At 40.9% G+C, this 20000-nt stretch carries 18 protein-coding genes; 7 read left to right on the top strand and 11 right to left on the bottom strand.

Annotated features, from left to right (window positions below; genetic code table 11):
- Positions 1-48 precede the first annotated feature (48 nt).
- Positions 49-330 carry a type II toxin-antitoxin system RelE family toxin gene (locus tag ACZ5A8_RS09535; RefSeq protein WP_464533574.1) on the bottom strand — a complete coding sequence of 94 codons (282 nt, stop codon included), beginning with the start codon at positions 328-330 and terminating at the stop codon, positions 49-51.
- Complete coding sequence (locus ACZ5A8_RS09530; protein WP_464533572.1) at positions 327-515, bottom strand: hypothetical protein; 189 nt, start codon at positions 513-515, stop codon at positions 327-329. The genes ACZ5A8_RS09535 and ACZ5A8_RS09530 overlap by 4 nt, the downstream gene beginning before the upstream one ends.
- A 338-nt stretch (positions 516-853) precedes the next feature.
- On the opposite strand from ACZ5A8_RS09530, the gene ACZ5A8_RS09525 reads away from it, so the two are divergent.
- The 3 genes from ACZ5A8_RS09525 to ACZ5A8_RS09515 all read left to right on the top strand — a co-directional run bounded on the left by ACZ5A8_RS09525 (position 854) and on the right by ACZ5A8_RS09515 (position 6031).
- Entirely contained in the window at positions 854-2776 is a 1923-nt protein-coding gene (locus ACZ5A8_RS09525; RefSeq protein WP_464533570.1) for a hydantoinase/oxoprolinase N-terminal domain-containing protein, read from the top strand.
- Positions 2777-3229: 453 nt separating this feature from the next.
- On the top strand, positions 3230-5275 hold the full coding sequence (locus ACZ5A8_RS09520; protein WP_464533569.1) for a hydantoinase/oxoprolinase N-terminal domain-containing protein: 2046 nt from the start codon (positions 3230-3232) through the stop codon (positions 5273-5275).
- A gap of 204 nt (positions 5276-5479) precedes the next feature.
- A complete protein-coding gene (locus ACZ5A8_RS09515; protein WP_464533567.1) occupies positions 5480-6031 on the top strand; it encodes a pyruvoyl-dependent arginine decarboxylase in 552 nt (183 codons plus the stop codon).
- A gap of 113 nt (positions 6032-6144) precedes the next feature.
- On the opposite strand, the gene ACZ5A8_RS09510 is transcribed toward ACZ5A8_RS09515, so the two are convergent.
- From ACZ5A8_RS09510 to ACZ5A8_RS09495, 4 genes are all read right to left on the bottom strand, one after another.
- On the bottom strand, positions 6145-7119 hold the full coding sequence (locus tag ACZ5A8_RS09510; protein ID WP_464533566.1) for a DMT family transporter: 975 nt from the start codon (positions 7117-7119) through the stop codon (positions 6145-6147).
- A gap of 407 nt (positions 7120-7526) precedes the next feature.
- Positions 7527-9155 carry an IS1634 family transposase gene (locus ACZ5A8_RS09505; protein ID WP_464529695.1) on the bottom strand — a complete coding sequence of 543 codons (1629 nt, stop codon included), beginning with the start codon at positions 9153-9155 and terminating at the stop codon, positions 7527-7529.
- Positions 9156-9190: 35 nt separating this feature from the next.
- Positions 9191-9397, bottom strand: coding sequence for a DUF3006 domain-containing protein (locus ACZ5A8_RS09500; protein ID WP_464533565.1), 207 nt, complete (start codon positions 9395-9397; stop codon positions 9191-9193).
- 79 nt (positions 9398-9476) lie between these two features.
- A complete protein-coding gene (locus ACZ5A8_RS09495; protein WP_464533563.1) occupies positions 9477-11066 on the bottom strand; it encodes a PKD domain-containing protein in 1590 nt (529 codons plus the stop codon).
- A 393-nt stretch (positions 11067-11459) separates the two neighbouring features.
- Between ACZ5A8_RS09495 and ACZ5A8_RS09490 the strand changes: the two genes are divergently transcribed.
- Together ACZ5A8_RS09490 and ACZ5A8_RS09485 are read left to right on the top strand one after the other, a co-directional pair.
- Positions 11460-11669 (top strand): recombinase family protein, encoded by a 210-nt coding sequence (locus tag ACZ5A8_RS09490; protein WP_464533562.1) that lies wholly within the window; start codon positions 11460-11462, stop codon positions 11667-11669.
- Positions 11670-12030: 361 nt separating this feature from the next.
- Positions 12031-12738, top strand: a complete 708-nt coding sequence (locus tag ACZ5A8_RS09485; RefSeq protein ID WP_464533561.1) for an Abi-alpha family protein — start codon at positions 12031-12033, stop codon at positions 12736-12738.
- Here ACZ5A8_RS09485 and ACZ5A8_RS09480 read toward each other — a convergent pair.
- On the bottom strand, positions 12713-12871 hold the full coding sequence (locus tag ACZ5A8_RS09480; protein WP_464533560.1) for a hypothetical protein: 159 nt from the start codon (positions 12869-12871) through the stop codon (positions 12713-12715). The genes ACZ5A8_RS09485 and ACZ5A8_RS09480 overlap by 26 nt on opposite strands.
- A 145-nt stretch (positions 12872-13016) precedes the next feature.
- On the opposite strand from ACZ5A8_RS09480, the gene ACZ5A8_RS09475 reads away from it, so the two are divergent.
- The gene (locus tag ACZ5A8_RS09475; RefSeq protein ID WP_464533558.1) at positions 13017-13316 is read left to right on the top strand and encodes a hypothetical protein; all 300 of its coding nucleotides are present in this window, start codon (positions 13017-13019) and stop codon (positions 13314-13316) included.
- A gap of 122 nt (positions 13317-13438) precedes the next feature.
- Here ACZ5A8_RS09475 and ACZ5A8_RS09470 read toward each other — a convergent pair whose 3' ends face one another.
- Together ACZ5A8_RS09470 and ACZ5A8_RS09465 are read right to left on the bottom strand one after the other, a co-directional pair.
- Complete coding sequence (locus ACZ5A8_RS09470) at positions 13439-13528, bottom strand: class I SAM-dependent methyltransferase (RefSeq protein WP_464534083.1); 90 nt, start codon at positions 13526-13528, stop codon at positions 13439-13441.
- Positions 13513-13782, bottom strand: a complete 270-nt coding sequence (locus ACZ5A8_RS09465; RefSeq protein WP_464533556.1) for a hypothetical protein — start codon at positions 13780-13782, stop codon at positions 13513-13515. Before ACZ5A8_RS09465 ends, ACZ5A8_RS09470 begins: the two co-directional genes overlap by 16 nt.
- A gap of 166 nt (positions 13783-13948) precedes the next feature.
- On the opposite strand from ACZ5A8_RS09465, the gene ACZ5A8_RS09460 reads away from it, so the two are divergent.
- Positions 13949-14530 carry a putative ATP-dependent zinc protease gene (locus ACZ5A8_RS09460; protein WP_464533555.1) on the top strand — a complete coding sequence of 194 codons (582 nt, stop codon included), beginning with the start codon at positions 13949-13951 and terminating at the stop codon, positions 14528-14530.
- Positions 14531-15008: 478 nt separating this feature from the next.
- On the opposite strand, the gene ACZ5A8_RS09455 is transcribed toward ACZ5A8_RS09460, so the two are convergent.
- Positions 15009-17201 carry a DEAD/DEAH box helicase gene (locus tag ACZ5A8_RS09455; protein WP_464533554.1) on the bottom strand — a complete coding sequence of 731 codons (2193 nt, stop codon included), beginning with the start codon at positions 17199-17201 and terminating at the stop codon, positions 15009-15011.
- A gap of 711 nt (positions 17202-17912) precedes the next feature.
- The gene (locus ACZ5A8_RS09450) at positions 17913-19820 is read right to left on the bottom strand and encodes a threonine--tRNA ligase (protein WP_322221293.1); all 1908 of its coding nucleotides are present in this window, start codon (positions 19818-19820) and stop codon (positions 17913-17915) included.
- Between the last annotated feature and the right edge of the window lie 180 nt (positions 19821-20000).

Here is a 20000-nt window from a genome sequence, read left to right as displayed (position 1 = left end):
CTTTCAAAGGCCACCTGAATTGTTACAAATAGAGATAAATAAGACTCCTTAAACATAAGCCGTATCCATATCATATGCCCGGGTATAATGCTCAAAAGTAAGAAGGGTAAGTATATTGCTGGCACTGTTAAAGGTGTAAATCAGCACGTAGGGTCCTATGTGAATCCTCCATTTTCCCTGGAACCCAGCCTCAAGAGGATAGCCCATTTCAGGCTTATGAGCCAGGAGTCGGAGACGCTTTTTTACGTAATCATAGACCGGTTGATCGAGGATATACAACTTTTTCAGATTTTTACGAACTGAAGGATGAACTGTCACTCTATATGTCATTGTTCTACCTTTTCGAGAAATTCTTCAATCTCAAACACAGGCAAATGGTGCTGTAAACAATCCTGTTCCGCTTTTCGGATTTTAAAGGAGAAGGACGACTGAAAAGTAGTCTCAGGCGGGTAGCTGATCTCATTGAATTTTATTTCGAGTTCCTTTAGCTGATTAAAAATCTCTGTAAGTATCATATACCCTCCTCAATCAGTTTATAAGAACATCAAAAAGCTTACTTCAGGCTTAAAAGTACTTTTTAAGGCTTTCTTAACAGGTTCTTAAAAGAGAGATTTATATGGCTAATTATATAAATCTTGGGCTTTAAATAAAGAAATCCTGATTGAAACACAAGTTTGATGACTGCTTATGAAAAGCTACCAGATTTTTTTCAAAGCAGGAAAATGTTAGCTTCAACTAATTATTATATATTTTTAGGCACTATTTATATCCGGCAAAATAATCTAATAAAAGATTTCACAAACAAAAGAATTTATGAACCCCATTCATGAAAAAATTAACAGGAGATATTCAAATGCAATACAGCATGGGCATTGACGCAGGAGGGACATATACCGATTCGATCATCATCCGAGATTCTGATGGCAGGGTGATGGACTCGAATAAAGCTCTTACGACCTATCCTGACCTCCTTGAAGGAATTAAAAACTCCATTGACGGGCTGGATGAGAAATACTTAAAAGACGTAAAAATGGTATCAGTCTCGACAACTCTTGCTACAAACACAATCCTTGAAAAAAATGGCTATCCTGTAGGTTTAATCCTTGTAGGGGATTACGAAATCCCGGAAAAAATGCACGCTGAGCTTTATACCGTGGTAAAAGGAGGGCACGACCATCACGGAGCTGAACTTGTTTCTCTTGATATGGAAGCAGTTGAGGCTTTTGTTATGAAGGTAAAAGACAATGTCTCGGCTTTTGCAATCTCCTCATATTTCAGTATTCGGAACCCTGCCCATGAGCTGGCAATCAAAGCTCGTATTCAGGAACTTACGGGATTTCCTGTTGTATGCGGACACGAGCTTTCCCTTGACCTCGGAGCGTATGAAAGAGGGGTTACAGCTTACCTTAACGCCCAGCTGATTCCTATTGCAAGTCAGTTTATCCTTTCGATCAGGGAGGAGATCAAAAGAAGAGGGATGAACGCCAGGCTGCTAATGCTCAAATGCGACGGTTCCGTAGTGGGCATTAACGAAGCTCTGGAAAAACCCATCGAATCAATCTTTTCAGGCCCTGCTGCAAGCCTGGTAGGGGCATCTCACCTTTCAGGGCTTGAGACCTGTGCAGTCATTGATGTTGGCGGGACGAGTACGGATGTTTCCATGCTCGAAAACGGGCTTCCAGAACTCTGCTCCGAAGGGGCTATTGTAGGGGGCTGGCAGACCAAGGTCAAAGCTATTAGGATGGAGACTTCGGCAATGGGAGGGGACAGCCATGTATGGGTCAGGAATCTGAAAATCAACATAGGCCCCCGTCGAGTAATTCCACTCTGTGTTGCTGCTGTCAAATATCCCGGCTTTCTTGAAGTCCTGAGAAAAGGGAGAATTCCCGGAACCATGCACCTGGAAGAGAATGTGCAGCCCACAAAATTTTTCATAAGGACAGGGGCAGAAGCTTCTAATCTTGGAAGTTTCGAGCAGGAACTCTTTGACAGGATAGGAGATTCCCCTACCTCCCTTAACGACATATTCTGGGAAACTCAGAAAACCCTGTCTCCGGGACTTCTCGATTCCCTGATAAGAAAACGCCTTATCCAGGCAATTGGCTTTACCCCGACTGACGCCCTGCACGTGCTTGGAGATTACAGGGGCTGGGATGCGGAAGCCTCAATTGCCGGAGCAAAACTGCTCGAACGCTACACGCAGACAGACTATATTGAACTGTGCAGGCGCATAAAAAAGGACGTTGCAAAGAACATGGCAGTCAACCTGATGTCTTTTGTCTTAAAAGATGTCCCTTCCCAGGAAATTGAAAAAATTATCCTGTCGGACAGGTTCGCGCAGTTCAGGATGAAGATACCTGTCGTGCTTATCGGAGGACCTGTAGTAGCCTATACAGAGGAGTTAAAGCAAATTCTTGATGCTGACATTATAGTCCCCAAATATTCGGAGGTAGGTAATGCTGTAGGGGCTGTTGTCGGGAAGGGCATAAAAAGGATTGAAATTCTTATTAAGAGCACCTATTCAAAAGATCGGAAAAGGCTTGTACTTCTCTTTTCACCCCAGGGCAGGGAAACCTTCGGGAGCTACCCGGAAGCCCTGGCGCACGCAGAATCTCTAGGAAGAAAACTTGTAATGGAATACATGGTCGAGGCTGGCCTTGACAAAGGGCAGGTTCAGATAGAGATGAGCAGAAAAGATATTTCCCTGAGTGAAGCAGGCACAATGCCCGTAGAATCAAAACTGGTCTTTGTCGGAATCGGAATGCCGAAAGTTTGAGTTCCGGAAGACCCGGAACATTTATATTTTTTCCCCAATAGTGCAGATATTGCAATTCGGATTACAGAGTTTCAAAAGTAAAAATAAAAAAATAAAGATAAAAAATAAAGATAAAATGTAAAAAATAAAAATAACTGTATAATGTATAAACAGAATGCTTTGAGTTTGAAATCGTGATTAAGTTTAAGTTTTGCTTTTGATGTATAAACTTGTTCTTCGATAATCCGTTTGCTCTAGAAAATCCAGATTTCGGATCTTTTAGGTTATTTAAAGGACTGGCTGGGATTAAGGTATTTCTTTCCTTGAACAGCAAGCTATGGCACGGGAAAGAAAAAGAACAGCTTACGAATAATTTCAGAGATCAAAGATATAATAGTAGTAATAATCGGAATCATCAAATGGCACATTATGAGTATTCCGAAGATATAAAAATAAGTTCAGGAAGTTAAAAAAATGGCATACAGTCTAGGTATCGATGCCGGCGGCACTTATACCGATTCCATATTAATCCGGAACTCGGATGGAAAGGTTGTCGGCTCTAATAAAGCACTCACAACATATCCCGACCTTCTTGAAGGAATTACGAATTCTATTGACGGGCTTGAAGCTGAAAAACTGAAGCTTGTGACAATGGTTTCGGTTTCCACAACCCTTGCAACCAATACTATCCTGGAAAAAACAGGCTATCCTGTAGGGCTGGTCCTTGTAGGGAATTATGAAATCCCTGCGGATTCCGAGATTGGAAACTGCATAATGGTGCAGGGTGGACACGACAGCCATGGAGATGAAATAGCAGCACTTGACCTCTCCACAGTTGAAAGCTTTGTACTGAGGCTGAAGGGCAGAGTCTCGGCTTTTGCAGTTTCTTCATATTTCAGCGTCCGCAACCCTGAGCATGAACTACGTATAAAAGCCCTGATTCAGGAACTTACAGGGCTTCCTGTTGTCTGCGGGCATGAACTTGCCCAGTCCTTAGGAGCCTATGAAAGGGGGGTTACAGCTTACCTGAATGCCCAGCTCCTGCCAGTAGCAGAGGGTTTTTTAAAAACCGTTGTGAGCGAGATCGAAAGGAGAGGGCTTGAATCCAGGATTGCAATGCTCCGCTGCGACGGGTCTGTAGTAAGCATGCACGAAGCCATGAAAAAGCCCATAGAATCGGTCTTTTCGGGGCCTGCTGCAAGCCTTCTTGGGGCTTCCTATCTGTCAGGACATGAGACCTGTACGGTTATCGATGTTGGAGGGACAAGTACGGATGTCTCCATGATCCATAAAGGGCTTCCTTACCTCAGTGAAAACGGAGCAGTTGTTGGAGGCTGGCAGACAAAGGTGAGGGCACTAAGGATGGAGACCTCGGCAATGGGAGGGGACAGCCATATCTGGGTCCAGGGCACCCGGACAAATATCGGGCCTCGAAGGGTTATTCCACTTTGCAGGGCTGCTGTCCTTTACCCCTCATTTATGAATTCCCTGAAAAAGCGCTGGATTCCTGACAGGCTAAAAATGAATGAGCATATCCAGGCAACAAAATTCTTTGTAAGGACAAAACAGCAACCTGTTGACCTGAGCAGAGAAGAAGAAGAACTCCTTGCCCTTATAGGAAATGAACCTCTTTCTCTTAAAGACGTCTACTGGGACAAAAATATACTTCCTTCAAAAAAAGTGATGGACTCCCTGATTCAGAAGCGGCTTGTTCAGGCTATCGGTTTTACTCCGACTGACGCCCTTCATGTGCTCGGAGAATACACTGAATGGGATTCCGAAGCCTCGGTCATAGGGGCTACGCTGCTTGCAAACTTCGCCGGGACCGGCAGGCAGGATTTCTGTATGAATGTGAAACGGCTTTTTGCCAGGAATATGGCAAAAGACCTCCTTTCATTCCTTATGGAAGGGGTTGATAGAAATGAAATTGAGAAAATGCTTGAAGGCAGCTTTTTCTCCCGCTTTAAGGTAGATATCCCGGTTGTGCTTCTGGGAGGCCCGGTCAGAGCTTATGTGGGCGACCTGAAAAAACTGATCGATGCCGAAATAATTGTCCCGGAATACTCCGGGGTAGGGAATGCTGTGGGAGCCCTTGTGGGAAAAGGGACAAAACGCGTTGAAATAACAGTCCGCACAACTTACAGCGAGTCAAGATATGACATTAGGACTAAAGGGGTTTTTGTCTACACTCCTGTGGGGAGGCGGCACTTCATTATAAGAAGTGAAGCTATCGAGTTCGCTGAGGAATTCGGAAGAAAGCTGATTCTTGATTATATGGCTGAATCAGGGCTTTCTCCGGACCAGGTCACTGTCAGTGTAGAAAAGAAGGATATAATGGTCCATACGGGTGATATTCCCCTTGAGACCAGGTTTATCTTCGAAGGAATCTCAAATTCGGATGTTTATGAGAGAGCGGTATCCGGACACAAAAAATTCTCTGAAAGTTTTGATGAGCTTGAGGACCGAACTCTATCCAGGGAATGCAGTTCTCCGGAAGAGACTTCCACAGCCGAAAATTGATAGTGATAAAGGGTAAAGTTCATAACTCTCCTGTACGTTTGGAACATGAAATATTGGTTTAAGCTAATAGCTCATTCGAAAAGTTCACTCTAGACTGTAGAAGAGTTTTAAATCATTCATAAATCATTTATGTGTGTATTGATTGCCCAGACAATGGAAATCGCACAGCAAATGTATGAAGCATAAACACTTAAAGGAGTTATCATGATCCCTAGAAAAGCATTTTTGACAAAAGGATCCGGGGTCCATAAGGACAGATTAGCATCCTTTGAACTCGCACTGAGGGATGCAAAAATTGAGAAATACAACCTTGTGAGCGTATCAAGTATTCTGCCTCCCAATTGTAAACTCGTACCTAGAGAAGAAGGTCTTTCAGAATTGAAGCCAGGTGCAATTGTCCATTGTGTTCTTGCGAGAAACGATACTAACGAGCCGCACCGCCTGATGGCATCAGCTATAGGGACTGCTGTACCTGTAAATGAAGATAACTACGGCTACATTTCCGAACACCACTCTTTTGGGGAAGAAGAAGTAATTGCCGGAGAATATGCCGAAGACCTGGCTGCAACGATGCTGGCAACAACTCTCGGCATAGAGTTTGATGCAGAGATGGCCTGGCATGAGAGAGAACAGGTGTACAAGGCAAGCGGGCACATTTTTGATACTTTCCATATATGCCAGACTGCAAAAGGCGACAAGGACGGTAAGTGGACTACGGTAGTGGCTGCTATGGTCTTTGTAACAAGTAAGTGCTAAAGGGGTTTTGAAAAAAGAAAAAGAAAAAGGGAAATTAGATAAATCAGGAATTGGAGAGTTTAATTCTTGATCTAAAAATAATCTTTTTTAAAAAAGGCTTAAGGGGAAGGAAATCAGAGCTTCCCCGGTCTAAGGGGCATGTAAGGCTGGAAAAATCTTGCCCAGATGTCCTGGAAATACTTTTCTGAAGCTCCCTGCCGGATCGGGGCATTATAACCGATAAGTGCAGCGCCTGCAAGGATAAAGAGACAGCCTCCTATTGTGTTTGGCTGCACAGGCTCTCCGAGGAGCATGCAACAGAAACAGATGCTACTCACCGGCTCAAGCAGGGAGAGCACAGCTGCGGTCTGCGCTTTTATACGCGCCACTCCTCTAAAGTACAGAAGAGATGCGAGAGCCGTGGCAATGATGCCTAAAGGTACCAGGAGCTTCAGGTTTTCGAGCAGGACCGGGTCTGATACGGAAATTCCAAAAGGTAGAAGCAGGGCAAGGCTCACTGCTGTTGACCAGAACATCTGCCCTATAACCGAATAAGTTTCCTTCAGGTAATTCATGGTCATGATCGAACAACCGTATGAAAGGCCTGAAAGCAGTCCGAAAAGGACTCCTGTGATATAATACCCATCATCTGAGGCCGTACTTCCATAAATGTTTAAAGGATTAACAGCAAGCAGTATACCCGAGATAGAGAGGGTAAGTGCAAGCATATCCCGGAAAGTCGCGTGCTCTTTCAGGAGTAAAGGAGAGAGCAGGGTGACATATATCGGTGCTGTATACAGGAGAAGCACAGCTACTGGAATACCGGTATGTTTAATCGCGGAAAAATACGTAAACATTGTTATTGTATTAAGGACCCCAAGCAAAAGCATATGTAACTTCTTCTGCTTCAGTTGAATATTTCCAATTCCTCCGAATATTACAAGATACCCCAGAATGACCGCAAATCCGAAAAATAGCCGGTAAAATAGAATAGAACCTGCATCCATATCTTTAATTTCTTTTACAAATATGCCTATCATGCCAAACAGAATACAGGACATGATGACTGCTGTATATGGCCTGTTATTTTCTTTAACTGTAAGGAACATAATTGCAAGAGAGATATTACAGCGTGGATATAAGACTATTTGAAAATAATTAATTATTACAGATTGTTAAAAATATTACAGTAAAAAGAAAAATAAAAACAAAAAATAGAGAGACAAAAAGAGAATAACACGATTTGTAGAAAGAGAGCAAATAAAATTGAAAAATAAATTAAATAGCTCCACAGTAAAAATAGATTAACCATTTTTCGGGTTCACTCTATAAAATAAATTATTTTATTCAATTCATTGAGAATGCAGGTCAATTCATTGCTTTCTATCCCCGATTGAATAAGTTTTTCGATTTTTTCCCAGGTATTTTTACGGGTTGTTTTAATCCCCAGTACCCTTAAGGTCTGGATAATGAGGTCTTCCATAGGGTTGAGCCTACATTCGGCAGGTTAACGTAATTAGAGATAGATATTTTCATATTTCTCTCCCATGAGACCCAATATCTTCCAGTGAAGATCCTCCATATTCAGTATTTCTGAATTTACTTCACCTTCTTTCTGAGAAATAAGTTCTGTAATTCCCTGGAAATTGACAAATATCCATCTCATCGTAGGTCTTTTTGTTGGCTTTCCTTTTTGATCTGGAACCGTTTCATTTTCTTCCTCTAATTTTGTCCTTAATTTCCATTCTGCAATTGAATAAATCATTAAGCAGAGAACCATTGTCATAGCCAGTGCTTCAATTCTGCTTTTATTCTTTAGGTAGACTTTCGATATGCTAAATGTATCACTTTTCAAGAATCGGAATCCTTTTTCTACATTGTCCTGTCCTTTGTAATACTTCAGCATCTCTCCCGGAGAAAGAGTGATATCATTACTCGCAAGAATGAAAAGTCCCATTTTCTCCATTTCATTCAAAACAAAAGCATCATTAACCTTTATGCTTCCATCAATCCTGAAATAAGTCTTTAATTCCTCATCTTTAGAAGGTCTGCCTCTTTTACCTGATTCACGTTTTTTAATGGATTTCAAATCAACTTTTTCAAAAACAATAGAAGGGAATTCTTTAATCCATTTCTCTGCAGCTTTTGATGCATCCTCTTCGCAGAAGAAGTCCTCTCCTTTCAGCTTTTTAAAAGCCTTCTCTGCTTTTTCAACCTCTTTGTCAAGTTTCGTCCTGAGAGTTTTCTCTTTCTTCTCCTTCATCTTGTGAGAAAGCAGCAAAACCCACTTTTGTTTGACTCCGCCATATTCCACAAAGGTTTGATAAAAAGAGTACCTCTCATCACTTTTTAGCGTTTTCAGGTTCAGATTTGCAGTTAGCAGTTCCTTTGCCTCGGAAATTGTTGCAGGAACACGACTGATCCAGAATGATTTTCCGATATTCTGGATATTATTGTCTGTGTAAAAGGAACTATCAGCGACATAGTACACTTTGCTTTCAGGTCTTAAAACTGATTTGAGAGACGTTATTGCATCCAGAATTGTGTTTTTGTCGGAAGCATTTCCTGAATGTGTGTTCATGAAAAGTGGTATTCCATGCTGATTAACAATCAAGCTCAGTACAAATTGTTTGAGGTCCCATCTTCCGTTTTTGGGAATTCCAAAAGTAATATCAATAGACTCAGTTTCTTCGTCTTCATAATCACCATAAACGCTGACACTTGTAGTGTCAGAGTGTAAACAGTGAACAGGAATAGGTAGACGAGCCATAATGTGAAGGGTAATTTCCGTAAACAGTTTTGTAGGGCCATATTTTACGATTTTGTCAAGAGTCTCTCCGATAGCATATTGATTCAGGTCTTCTTTTGTTATACCGTCTCCAAAAAGCCTTTCAGTAGAAATGTTTTTGAAAAAATCAGGAAACAGGTACAGACGTTGCCCTATGAAACCTAGACCATTGAGTACCATGGCAAGGATGCAGACTGAGTGAGGAACATTATGATTCCGTTCTTTGGGAAGTTTCTCATCGATCAGTTTGTCAACTTCAAGTTCTCGGAAAACTCCAGCCATAAGACCTAGGTGACCTAAGAACCGTGTACGTTTTAAGGAGGATTCAACTCTTCTACTACTGTTTTTCTCTGCCATGGGATAACCAAGAAAGAGATATAAAATTAATGATATTAATTTATAGGTTTACCTGCCGAAAGCAGGTTTGTATCTTCTGTCTCTTGAACATCCCTGTCAATGGAAATATCCAGTATATCTCCTTCCTTGCTAGCAGGCAATAAAAAGAGAGGGATGTTAATTTTAATTATCTCTTCATCCCTAACAAGCAGGACTGCAATGTCTTCTTCGATTCGGTCAAGAGTAACTTTGAAGCTTCTCACTTTCATTTCTCTAGTTTTGAGATTAGCTTACATATTATCCGTCACGTTGTTGACGAATTTGCTCCATTTTTTCATGAGATCATTCGCTTTCTCTTTCATTTTTTAGTTGTTTTTGTTGTTGCTTATTATCTTGTGGCGGTTTAGATTTTTGTTTAATTATACCGATAATAGCAACTACTATTGAGATAATACCAATTACGACTTGCCATAATCCCCACTCAGGTGATACTTCCTTAGTAGAATCATTCGTTCCAGCACTATTAGAAACTATTAACGTTACATGATAGTCACCTGACTCGGCATAAGTATGAGTTGGGTTTTGTTCAGTAGATGTATTTCCATCACCAAAATCCCATAACCAAGAAGTAGGCTCTCCTGTACTTGTGTCGGTAAAGGTGACAATCAATGAGCCATCGACCGACTTTGCACTACTAGTAAATTCTGCAACTGGTGGTTGTGTAGTGGGTGTTTGTGGACCACTTTTCACTGAGATATAATTTGACTTTGTAATAGTATCCCCGCCAGCACTATTAGTAGCAGTAAGCTTAACTGTATAAGTTTCTTCAGTAAGATACTTGTGTATTGGATTTTGGTCAGTAGAAGTTGACCCATCTCCAAAGTCCCAGTACCATCCAGTTGCATTTTCCGATAGGTCTGTAAACTTCACTGGAAGAGGAGTGCTACCACTAGTTACACTGCTGTCGAAATTAGCTGTAGGTGACATCGATTTAACAAATTGAAAAACGCAATGATAGAATGAGTCAACGACATAAACGTTATTCGAAGAATCTACAACAATACCTACTGGATTTTGAAATTTCCCATCACCATTTTCTGGAGAAACCCATTTTGTCACATATGAACCTGTGCTGTCGAACTTCTGAATTCTCCGATTGCCTGTATCTGTTACATATATAGCCCCTGAAGAATCGATAGCAATACCATGTGGATGTCGGAATTGTCCATCTTCCCGTCCAGGAGTACCCCATTCTGTGAGATATGTACCTGTGCTATCGAACTTCATAATACGACTATTGCCTGAGTCGACAACATAAATATTTCCAGAAGAATCGACAGCAACACCTTCTGGGTCATTAAATTGGTTTCTGCTCGCACCTTTGGAACCCCATTGTGTTAGGTAATTTCCGTCTTTGTTTAGTTTCACGATTCGATTGCTTCTGCTATCTGAAACATAAACATTATCCAAAGAATCTACAGCTAAATCAACAGGATAAAAACTCAAACCGTCACCAATTGTAGAAGAATCAAATTGACTAATGTATCCACCTGTACTGTCTAATTTCTGAACACGGTGATTGTTATGATCAGCAACGTAAATATTCCCCATAGAATCTACAGCAACTCCATTAGGAGTGAAAAATTGCCCGTTTCCACTGCCACCTGAACCCCATTTGTCAAAGTAATTAAAATTTTTGTCAAATATCTCAATACGACTATTGCCAGTATCAGCAACGTAAATATTACCTGACGAATCTGTAGTAGCGTACATTGGAGAATTAAATTGATTAGAACCTGTACCTTTAGAACCAATTACTTTTACAAAATTATATGATGCAGCATGTGTAATAAATGCACTCATTATTCCAAGAAATAAGATAATCAAAAAGATTACAGAAATCTTGAGCACATTAGTCTTTTGAGATTTCATCTTTCAACACCTTTCTATCATCTTTCATCTTTTCCTTTTTTTCAATCATCATTTTGTTGTAACTGCACAATTACCAGGTCAAAAATATTCAAGTCAAATGGATGGGCGATTTATATTTAATAATTAAAATATATTTCATAATATAGTCGAGTATTAATTAACATTTACACTACTGTTATCTGAATTAAGATAATAAATCTTTTTATTTGAATCTCATTCCATTTGTCATCGGTTAGCATATGATCTGTAACAAATGTTACTTTTGATGCATTTATATGTAAACCTTTTAAATAAATCGTGATGCGTAAAAAAATCGGCTATTGTTGTGTATCCACTGAGAACAGGATATCAACAACCAATTCCTAAACTCAAAAAAACACGGCATAGAATCACTTGATATTATACAAAGATGAAGCTGTATCAGGCACAATAGCTCCTACTGCAAGAAAGGGTTTCAAACATGTATATGAACAAATAATGGCTGGTGAAGTGTCTGAGCTTTACATTTTTGAGCTTTCAAGACTAGGCAGAAACATTGCTGAATCGTTGACTATGTTCATTGATATAGAGATGTCAAGGCCGGTGAATAATTCCTCATTTTAGCCGGATTAAAATTCCTCAATACCCAATCCTTGAGAAAGGTTTGAGGATTGTAAATCATGCTGAAAAACGGAGGAATGGCTATTGATACGAGATTTGTATTCACAAGGCTTGAACAGACTCTTTTCCAATATCTAGTGATTTTTGCATTTCTTGATTGAAATTCTGAATTCGCAAGAAGTATCCAGTCTTTAAGCAAAATCAATATTCGAGATCTAAATACCTCGATCCAAAAGTCTCATCACAAGAATTGTAACCAATTATAAAATCCAGTGATTTTTAATTTTACATTCATCACTGGATTTTGGTACTGAATCTAATAAAATCGAAATACATAACTAATGAAACAGTAATAACTCTTTTTATGTCTGAGATGGAAGAATCAGCAAAAGCTATGGCAGATATTGCAAAATTTGGGACAGCTTCAGTTGAAGCTAGTGTTAAGTTGGGTAGCTTTCTTGCAAAGGTGTTAGGTGAACCGTTTCAAGACTCTGTTGGATTATTAGGTGATAGGCTGAAACTCTATCGATTTCAGAATCAAGTCGTCATAATGAATAAGGTAGAAAAAATTTTAGAAAAAAGAGGAACTAATGAAACTAGACCAATTCCTCCAAAATTCGCAATACCAATAATGGAATACGCAAGCTTAGAAGAAGATGAGAGTTTACAAGATATCTGGTGTAGACTATTAGCGAACGGTTTAGATCCAACCAGAAATTTTGAATTCAAATATGTTTACATTGACATAATAAAAAGCTTAACACCTTTAGATGCTAGAGTATTAAAATATATAAACGAATATATAAATAAAGAAGTATCGGGTATGGTAGGTGTTATAAATCTCCCTGATATTCAGGTAGGATTTAAAGAAATTTGCAAAGAATTTCCTGATGCAGGTTGGCCTATTAATGCAAGTCTACGTAATTTAATGAGAGTTCATTGCATAGAGGATAGGGGTTTGTTTGAAGCGATTTATAATGGAAGAGTAGGTAGCAGAAGCATTAGGGTTAATCAAGCATTTACGCTCACAAGTTTAGGTATGGATTTTATATCGTCATGTATGAAAGATTGAACATTTTTACTTTTGACCTGACCAATGCTTCCCATTTATTCACTCTTTCCAGAAAATCATCGTTAAGAGTAAAAGGCTTCTCAGCCTTTTCATTCTTTTTCATGTAGTGCAGTGTACCTTTTGAGAATCCCATTTCCTTCCATTCCGTATAAGCAATTGGAAGAATCTTCCTGATTACAGTAGGCGTTAATTTCAGAACTTAATATACTTCCTCTCACATACTTAAAATGTTATCAATAAAAATAAATTATTTAGGTTGGTAAAACATTTAATAACACATGACAGAAAATTTACAGAAAATATTGAAAGAAATCATAGAAGCAATCTTTGTTATAGCAGGAACAATGGCAATATATCATGTTCTTGCAATTCAGACAAACACACTGCCCAGTTTTTTCAAACATTTCCCTTATGTACTGAGACCACCTTTTGTCCTGTTTTCTCCAGGAATTCTTGCGGCAATAATGTATAGATTATTCACTAAAAACATTGCAAAAATATTACTTGCCAGCATAATCACAATTGTATTATGGATCTACTGGTTCTCTGCTATCTACCCTGCATTAATCTATGATTAACAACAAAGAACATGTGAACTAGGTCAAACTTAATTTCTTTTAACTTGTGTATATTTTTAATCAGTACGTTCCATGTCTTCATTACCCTTCCCACATTTCCAACCTTTCCTGAACATGAATATTTACCCCGCGCCAAGGATGACCAGCTGACGAAGCCCTTCATTGATAGAGTTCATTACAAAATCGTCAAAATACCTTACTCTGGCCCGAATGGAATTCCCCAGAATGGGAAAAGCCGTTCATAATATTCCGACATTTCTTTTGTCTTTTCGGGATTGGATGCTTCAAATGACAGCGTTTCTGGATCAACAAAATAGATTGCATAAGGGTCATAATATATGCGTTCACCTTCTGGCTTTCTCGATTCTGCGAATCTGTGGAGAGCCATCAGTTCAGCCATTTTACTGAACCCTTTGTTCTTCGTGTTCGTTTCATTTGAAGCTGTAGAACTTTTTAGTTCTTGCATTTATGATCCGCCCTCAATATTTTCACTCAAAAATAAGTCTTAATTAGTAAGGAATATGAACATTTGTATTCTGTCAAAATACAGAGTTTCGACGGAAAATTTCGACGTGTTTCAGAAAAATAAAAATTAAATAGGCTTCGAGATTCAAACTCTTAAGGAAGAGGACATGAATATTAATGAAGAAGGGGATGTGAATATGGATGAAGGAGGGGACATGAATATGGATGCTGAAGAAATCCGGGCGATTTTCAAGTTTTCAGTTCAGGAAAAAAATATAGTTTCCAGTTTTGAAACTCAAGAAGAGCTATTCCTTCCTTTTCTGCTTTCGCTGAAATCAGGAGGCTCCTGGAGTTATGCCTCCGAAGAAACAAAAAGCATTGCAGTAAAGGATGTGATCACTTATTACAATGAGGAGAGCAAGACTGGCTATACTCTGGAAAAGATATATCTCTTGATTGATCCTGAAATCATAACGGAAGAAGGGGTTATCTTCAGGCTGGAAAAGTGCGGGACAAAAGACGAAAGAGAACTGGTTGAAAGACCCTACATAATAACCCTGCAGGCGAAAAAGATCATATTTGCAGAAGTAAATCCAGAGCTCAGAAAAATAACAGTTAGGGAGCTGAAGAAAAAACGCATATCACTGAAAGGCACCCCGGCATATAGTGCAGCTCATGAACTGGAACATCTTGAGAAAGGAGAAATAGAAGGGATTCCGTTCTGGAACTTTGAATACATAGAAGGCTAAAAAAGGACAAAACTAAAAACCTCGACCTTAAAAACCTTATTCGTGTACTGAACCGTTCCTGTCACGCTCGACGCAGGAGAGCGGCCTGTCCCAAAAAGAGAAAAGAAAGAAAAAAGCCAACAAATAAAAGCCAGAGAGCAAAAGTAACATTAAAAATCCGTAGAAACGCACAAAAACAAAAATAAATATTCCCAAAATAATGTTTTCACGCCTGCTTTTATTGCTATTTAGTGCTTTGTCAAGGCTCTTCTTTTTTTCTTCAATTTATTTTTGCTTCTTTCTTCTTTTTGGGAAGGGCCGCCAGCTTGTCTGGCGGAGGTGCTTATATCTACTGGAAATTGAAAACGGTTTCCGGGGTCAAATGAAGTATTTATCTGGCGGCGAGCCGATATCAGTTCTGCAAGGCGCAGAAGAGAAACAAAAAGTTCCAGCCTCGGACGCTCTGAATAATACCAACCGATTGATAAGGATAACCAGATTACTTCTGCCTGATAATATTTTTGACCCGCCTGTCCCATTCCGTGGACTCGAAGAGTTCCCTGAGTTCAGGAGAATCATTAATGAAGCAGAAACCCCAGTAAACCGCAGGCAGGAACTCCCTTTTCCACTGTTCTTTTTTCTTTTTATCAAGGAACTGGTAGGTTTCGGAAGATGAGAGGCGACTTACAAACGCGAGTACCTTTACAAGATCGGGAATGGTCTTCTGGGCTGAACCGAGTTTAAGGCATTTAAGCCTGTAGCTGTCTATCTTCCGGATATCAGGTTCAAATCCCAGGGTTCTTAAAATTCTATTTTTCTCGGGCATCGAAATGCGCTTACCTTCATACTTAAGGGAATTTAAGGCTCGAAGTTTCAGGAGCCATTCAACTTCCCCGAAAACCTTGGGCTTGTGCTGTCTTGAAACGTCCCCTAGCCTGCGGTCTTCGTAGGCTTCCCTTTTGAGCTTATTTAACTGGCCGGAAAGGTTCGCGAGTTCTTCTGCATCTCTGAGTTCCCTGACTCTGAACCTTAAGGCTCCCCGCATGAGTTCCCGCTTTTCGCGTTCAAAGGCTCCGATATCCTTTTCCTCTGTAAGGGTAAGAAGGCGCGAGAAATATTTTGCCCTCAGGGCAGTTGGGGGAAGCCTGACAGGGATTTCTCCTGCCTGTGCATCCTTTCCTTTTCCCTTTCCTTTTTTCAGGTTGCTGAAATCTACTTTGATAATTTCGATTTTTCCTTCTTCGATTGCCCGGGCTGCATCCCCTTCGGAGAAAAGCTCTTCAAGGCGGATTTCGGGCTGGAGCATCTGGACCTGGTCAACCTTTTCCCCGTTGAAAACTCCTTCTCCGAAGTGCTGGTAAAGGGAATCGATGCTGTCTGAGATCTCAAAGATGTTTCCCCTATACTTCCCGGAAACCGGAGAAAGCCTTGTAACCCTTCCTACCTGCTGTTCAAAGAGCCGCATGCTCAGGGTGGGACGCAGCAGAATAAGGGTTTCAAGTGCCGGAAAATCGAAGCCCTCGATCAGCATGCCGACAGTGCACAGGACATAGGGCGGCTTTCCTTCCTCCCTGAAAGCTGCAAGAAGGGCGCTCTGTTCTTCCTTAGGCAATTCGGAGGTCATAAAAGCGGCATATTTAAATTCCCTTTCAGGGGTATAATTATCAAAATCGAGTGGCAGGACAGGATTAGAGTCCTTTTCCATCTCCGGGGCAGAGATTTCCCCATTAAAAACCGAAGAAGTAATTTTTGCGTGAAAAGCATTGATTTCCTCTCCATCAGCTCCAGCTCCATAGACACGCTTTCGGACAGGGGCGCAGAAGACAAGGGTCTTTGCATTCCTCTGCTTTACCATCGAATCGTACACATCTTTTGCAAGCTGCGTTCTTCGGATTACTTTTTTCAGTTTGTCGGCGGTACTGCAGTCAAGGAAAAGGTCCTGTTTGTCAAGTTCATCCAGCCCTTTTTCAAAATCGAAGATCTCAAAGATATCTTCCGAACTTTCGGCAATAGTATACTTAAGGGGCGAAAGTTCTTCATCAAGGATACACTCAGGAAGGGTCTTTGCGTAGACTTCCCTCATATCTCCGGCAATCTCGTCCACGAATTTTACGTTTCCGACCACACCCTGGAAAGGAGTTGCAGTCATCCCCAGGATTCTGGTCCGATCTCCGAACTCGTTGAGGAAGTCGTTTCCCCTGTTATTGATGAAGTTGTGGATCTCATCTACGATTGCAAGATCGGTATACTCGAGGAGCAGTTCTTTGATTTCTGAAGCCTGCTTTCCGAGTACTGTCTGCAGCGAGGCAAAGAGCACAAAACCTTCACCCATTTCCCGCCCGGATTTTTTAAGGGCTTCTGCAATATCTTTTCTAGATACCTTATGTTCGGAAGAGAGGAGCGCACTATTGGGAAAGAGTGGCCTGTTTTTTTTCCTGTCGTAGTAAGTCTGGCTCAGGAGGGGGTTGTTTTTCGAAATAAGGAAAAGTACAAGTTTTCCTTCTTCGTAATATTTTTTCATTATATGTTTCGAAAGAAAGGTTTTACCCCAGCCAGTGGGAACTTTGATATAGCCTCTCTGATGGGTTTCAAAATATTCCAGAATATCCTCAAAGATTTTCTTCTTATCTTCCCTCAAGGGCTCGAGCTCGACTGTTTCCATGCCGGCTGCGGCTTCATTTGAAATTGTCATCAGTACGCTGTCCTCACACTTTTCACTCAACGAGATTTTTAATTTCCATTAAAACCAGAAAGCTACCTTTCAAAGAGTTTTCCGGGAAACTGCATGTTCCATGCACAGGAAACAGTGCATGCAACTGGAAATATTCTAAGAATTAATTCCCCTCACTACAAAATAAAGAATAAAAATCTCCAGTCCAGAAAATCTGGGCTGTCTCCTTTCGTTCTGAAATCGAAAAGAGCATGTCAAACTGCTTTTAACTAAAAGGAATCCCTTTTCAATAATAAGAACTACGGCGATATAAGAATTACGGCGGTATAAGAATTACTATAATATAAAGTTATGGAATATATAAAGCTGTGGAGTATAATAACCATAGAAATATAAGGATTATGGAAGTGAAGATATAAAGGCTATGAAAGTACAAATGTAAAGACTGTGAGAATTCAAAAATTACTATCAATTAAGGACTGCGGATGCACAAGAATTACTATTTATTAAAGACTATGAAAACATAGAGAATGCTACTAAAATAAAGGACTATAGCTGATATTGAAATGAAGGAATATATAAATAAACAAATAAATGAATAAATAAACAAATAAATGAATAAATAAATAAATGCAGCAATTTATCGCGAAAAAGGGAAAATTCAAAGGAAAAGGCTCGTTGTAGAGGTTCTCTATCCTTTGAGATCTTCTGGAAAAGGAAATTTAAAAGGATTTAGAAGAATTTCGGTCTTGCAGAAAGGTACTTTGCAAGCGGTAGCTTCCTGTAGGGCTTGCCAGCGGTTTCTTCCTTTATGCGGGTATTGAGTTCTTCCGGAACCATCTGGACTTTTTTCGGCTTATCCTGTTCGGACTCGGCCCGGATGGTTACGTTAATCGTGTTTTCCTCCATTTCCTTATCTCCGATAACCACGACATATGGTACCCATTCCCTGCCCGCTTCCCTTACCTTCTTTCCTATAGACAGGTCGCGGTCGTCAATATCAACCCTGCAGTCCAGTTTCTTTGAAAACTCTTCGGCAAAAGCAAGGTGTTTTTCGGAAATCGGCACAACCCTTACCTGTGTGGGAGAAAGCCAGACAGGCAGCATAGGGACCTTTCCTTCTTCGGTTTCCATTGCTGCTTTTTCGAGAAGAGCATAGATACAGCGTTCGATTGCTCCGCTCGGAGAGCAGTGGAGCACTGTAGGCCTCTCCAATTTGCCGTCTGTACTCACGTAAGAAATATCGTACCTTTCGGCATTTTCCACATCGATCTGGACAGTCGAAAGAGCGCTAGCCTTGGCAAGGGCGTCTACGAAATTGAACTCGAACTTGAGCACGAAGTAGAAGAAGCGGGTGTCCCACATCTCCACAAGCACGGGCTTGTTGACGGTTTGTGCCATACTAACTACAAGGTCTTTATTGGACTCATAGAAGTCCTTTGTAAAGCGGATGGCAACTTCATAATCGCTAATATGGATCCCCACATTTTCAAGCACACTGATGCAGAGGTCGTACTGTTCCTTGAACTGGTTTACAGCCTGGTTCATATCCTCACAAAGGGTATGCATATCCGGCATGGTAAAAGCCCTGAGCCTTCTTAAGCCCACAAGTTCCCCGCGCTGTTCTTTTCTGAAACTGTAGCGAGTCATTTCGATCATCCTCAGAGGCAGGTTCTTGTAGGAGATCGTCATGTCGTGGTTCATAAGGAACTGCCCGAAACAGGCTGCAAAGCGCAGGAACATCTGCCGCTTATCCGACTCGATAGAGTACTGCCTTGCAGGGAATCTGTCAAGATACTTCTTAAGGGTCGGGTGGTTCATGTCGTACATCAGGGGAGTTTCGACTTCCATTGCCCCGAAATCAGTTGCGACATCAAGCACATAGTTTTCAATTAGGGATTTGACAAGCCTTCCCTTGGGATAATAACGCATGTTTCCGGAATCTGACCCTGGCTCATAATCTGCAAGTTCAAGCCTCCGCATAAGTTCTACGTGGGGAGGGGCCCTTTCAACCGCCCTGCTCTTGGAAATTTCATAATTTACAAACTGCTGAAGCTTCGGGTGAGGGGCAAGGTCAAAGCCTTCGATCTCATGGAGTTCCCCGTCTGGAGTTAGAATGCGCCAGTAAGACCTTGCAGTGCTCTCAGCTTTCAGGGCTTCGGAAACTACCTCTCCTTTTTCTTCAACTGCCACGGTTTTGCATACTGCTTTTGCCGTTCCTTCGGGACGGATGCTCCTGGAAAGTTCGGATAGGGGATGCCCTTTACAGCTTACGGTAAAGGATTTGTACCATCCAAAAGGAGCCCTTTTGACCTCGTATTTGCCTGAAAGAGCTGTTTCAATGCCTTTTAAGACCTCTATTGCAACTTTCGGGGAGGAGAGATCAGAGCTCAGGTGGGCATAAGGATAAAGCATTATACGGCTGGTTTTGACCTGGGCTGCAACCTTTTCTATTTCAGAAACAGCCTTTGCTATGGCTTCTTCTGGATTGGCTTCATCCACGCTTTCAACAGCCGTAAAAGCGGTAAGGGCTTCCTCAAGTCTGCCTGACTTTAAGGACTCTTCTATTTTTTCAGCAACTGGGGTTTGTTTTTTGGTTTCGTATTCAATATAATCAGAGTGAATGAGCAATAACTGCATTCTATCACCTGTGTTTTCTAAGCCTAATATATTCCGAACTGGCTTTGTTTCTGGATCAAACAGAGAATCAAACAGTAGTATGATCAGTACTATGGTTCAGTACTGCGGTTCAGTTCTAGGATCTGATTTCAGAGCTGTTTGAAGTCTGTACCCGTCAGTAGATCTTGATTAAAGGAAGTA

The sequence above is a fragment of the Methanosarcina subterranea genome (assembly GCF_055385895.1).
This window is presented reverse-complemented; position numbering and strand designations above follow the sequence as displayed.

Coding starts and splice junctions, on each gene's coding strand:
- ACZ5A8_RS09485 (WP_464533561.1), top strand. CDS start 12,031: ATGTCTGAGATGGAAGAATCAGCAAAAGCTATGGCAGATATTGCAAAA.
- ACZ5A8_RS09450 (WP_322221293.1), bottom strand. CDS start 19,820: ATGCAGTTATTGCTCATTCACTCTGATTATATTGAATACGAAACCAAA.
- ACZ5A8_RS09460 (WP_464533555.1), top strand. CDS start 13,949: ATGAATATTAATGAAGAAGGGGATGTGAATATGGATGAAGGAGGGGAC.
- ACZ5A8_RS09530 (WP_464533572.1), bottom strand. CDS start 515: ATGATACTTACAGAGATTTTTAATCAGCTAAAGGAACTCGAAATAAAA.
- ACZ5A8_RS09495 (WP_464533563.1), bottom strand. CDS start 11,066: ATGAAATCTCAAAAGACTAATGTGCTCAAGATTTCTGTAATCTTTTTG.
- ACZ5A8_RS09525 (WP_464533570.1), top strand. CDS start 854: ATGCAATACAGCATGGGCATTGACGCAGGAGGGACATATACCGATTCG.
- ACZ5A8_RS09475 (WP_464533558.1), top strand. CDS start 13,017: ATGACAGAAAATTTACAGAAAATATTGAAAGAAATCATAGAAGCAATC.
- ACZ5A8_RS09510 (WP_464533566.1), bottom strand. CDS start 7,119: ATGTTCCTTACAGTTAAAGAAAATAACAGGCCATATACAGCAGTCATC.
- ACZ5A8_RS09535 (WP_464533574.1), bottom strand. CDS start 330: ATGACATATAGAGTGACAGTTCATCCTTCAGTTCGTAAAAATCTGAAA.
- ACZ5A8_RS09505 (WP_464529695.1), bottom strand. CDS start 9,155: ATGGCAGAGAAAAACAGTAGTAGAAGAGTTGAATCCTCCTTAAAACGT.
- ACZ5A8_RS09515 (WP_464533567.1), top strand. CDS start 5,480: ATGATCCCTAGAAAAGCATTTTTGACAAAAGGATCCGGGGTCCATAAG.
- ACZ5A8_RS09455 (WP_464533554.1), bottom strand. CDS start 17,201: ATGACAATTTCAAATGAAGCCGCAGCCGGCATGGAAACAGTCGAGCTC.
- ACZ5A8_RS09480 (WP_464533560.1), bottom strand. CDS start 12,871: ATGGGATTCTCAAAAGGTACACTGCACTACATGAAAAAGAATGAAAAG.
- ACZ5A8_RS09465 (WP_464533556.1), bottom strand. CDS start 13,782: ATGCAAGAACTAAAAAGTTCTACAGCTTCAAATGAAACGAACACGAAG.
- ACZ5A8_RS09520 (WP_464533569.1), top strand. CDS start 3,230: ATGGCATACAGTCTAGGTATCGATGCCGGCGGCACTTATACCGATTCC.